General features: G+C 72.4%; 2 protein-coding genes. One reads left to right on the top strand and one right to left on the bottom strand.

The window, feature by feature from the left end:
• Window positions 1-102: 102 nt before the first annotated feature.
• Window positions 103-1,242 carry an Mrp/NBP35 family ATP-binding protein gene (locus AB0J52_RS38540; protein ID WP_500187982.1) on the bottom strand — a complete coding sequence of 380 codons (1,140 nt, stop codon included), beginning with the start codon at window positions 1,240-1,242 and terminating at the stop codon, window positions 103-105.
• A 122-nt stretch (window positions 1,243-1,364) separates the two neighbouring features.
• Here AB0J52_RS38540 and AB0J52_RS38535 point away from each other — a divergent pair, with 122 nt between their 5' ends.
• Window positions 1,365-1,868, top strand: coding sequence for a MarR family winged helix-turn-helix transcriptional regulator (locus tag AB0J52_RS38535; RefSeq protein WP_500187980.1), 504 nt, complete (start codon window positions 1,365-1,367; stop codon window positions 1,866-1,868).
• Window positions 1,869-1,888 lie beyond the last annotated feature (20 nt).

Here is a 1,888-nt window from a genome sequence, read left to right as displayed (position 1 = left end):
GTCCGCCGGGACGCGTAGAGTGGCCTCGGCCGAACCCGGACGACCCGGCGGCGACGAGAAAGGCCCGGCCGAAACGGCCGGGCCTTCTCACGTGGTGGCGCGTCAGCGGCCCTTGGGGGAGATGCCCAGGGACATCCCGGCCAGGCCGCGCGAGCGGGAGCCGAGCTTGTCGGCGATGGAGCGCAGCTCCTTGGCGGCCTCGGCGTCCGGGTCGGACAGCACGAGCGGACGGCCCTCGTCGCCGCCCTCGCGCAGCCGGACGTCGATCGGGACCTGGCCGAGCACCGGCACCTGGGTGCCGAGGGTGCGGGTCAGGGCGTCCGCGACGGCCGCGCCGCCGCCGGAGCCGAAGATCTCCTGGCGCTCGCCGCAGTGCGCGCAGGTCAGGTAGGACATGTTCTCGATCACACCGGCGACCTGCTGGTGGGTCTGCGCGGCGATCGCGCCGGCCCGCTCGGCGACCTCGGCGGCGGCCTGCTGCGGCGTGGTCACCACCAGGATCTCGGCGGACGGCAGCAGCTGCGCGACGGAGATCGCGATGTCGCCGGTGCCGGGCGGCAGGTCCATCAGCAGGACGTCGAGGTCGCCCCAGTACACGTCCGCGAGGAACTGCTGGAGGGCGCGGTGCAGCATCGGCCCGCGCCACACGACCGGCTGGTTCCCGGCGGTGAACATGCCGACCGAGATGACCTTCACGTCGTGCGCGGTCGGCGGCATGATCATGTCCTCGACCTTGGTGGGCGAGTGCTCGACGCCGAGCATGCGCGGCACCGAGTGGCCGTAGATGTCGGCGTCGACGACGCCGACCTTGCGGCCCTGGGCGGCGAGCGCCGCGGCCAGGTTCACCGTGACCGAGGACTTGCCGACGCCGCCCTTGCCGGACGCCACCGCGTAGACCTTGGTGAGCGAGTTCGGCTTGGCGAAGGGGATCTCCTTCGCCGCCTCGTCCGGGCGGAGCTTGCTGCGCAGGGCCTTGCGCTGCTCGTCGCTCATGACGTCCAGTTCCACCTGGACCGAGGCGACCCCGTCGAGTTTCGAGACGGCCTCGGTGACGTTCTTGGTGAGGGTGTCCTTCATGGGACAGCCGGCAACGGTCAGGAAGATGCCGACGCGCACGGAACCGTCCGCGGCGATGTCGACGCTCTTGACCATGTCGAGCTCGGTGATGGGCTTACGGATCTCAGGATCGTTCACCGTGGCGAGCGCCGCGGTCACCTGCTCGGTCGTCAATGGGGAGGCCATACCCCCAATGCTACGAAGTCCACGCCACAACGTGTGAATCCCGGGGTGTGACTCGTGTCGCCGCAGGTCACAGGCCCAGATGTCGGCTGTGTCACGCGGTTCGGCGGGCGTACCCTGTCAGCGTGACAGTGCCGTCCGCCGCTCCGCCGGCTCCCCAGCCGTCCGTTCCGCCGTCCGCCGGGGGCCCGGACGGGACGATCACGCCCGCCGAGCTGAGCGTGTGGCGGGCCATGCTGCGCGCCCAGGCGAAGATCTCCCGGCGGCTCCAGGCGGACCTGCTCGCCGATCACGACCTCGCGCTCGGCTCGTACGACGTGCTCCGGCACCTCGGCGAGGCCCCGGACGGGCGGCTGCGCATGAACGACCTGGCCGACCGGGTCCTGCTGTCCCGCAGCGGCCTGACCCGCCTGGTCGACCGGCTCCAGCGGGACGGCCTGGTCTGCCGCGAGTCGTGCAGCAGCGACGCGCGCGGCCTGTTCGCCGTGCTCACCCCGGCCGGCCGGACCCGGCTCACCGAGGCGACCCCGACCTACCAGCGCGGCGTCCGCGAGTACGTGCTGAGCCGCCTGGACGAGCGCGACCTCGACGTCTTCGGCGCGATCCTCGCCCGCCTCACCGCCGACTGACCGGCCGGGCGACCCCGCGG

The organism is Spirillospora sp. NPDC049652 (genome assembly GCF_040675125.1).
Classification (GTDB): domain Bacteria; phylum Actinomycetota; class Actinomycetes; order Streptosporangiales; family Streptosporangiaceae; genus Spirillospora.
This window is presented reverse-complemented; position numbering and strand designations above follow the sequence as displayed.

Excerpts from the sequence above, each read along its gene's own strand:
- AB0J52_RS38540 (WP_500187982.1), bottom strand. The coding sequence starts at position 1,242 with ATGGCCTCCCCATTGACGACCGAGCAGGTGACCGCGGCGCTCGCCACG.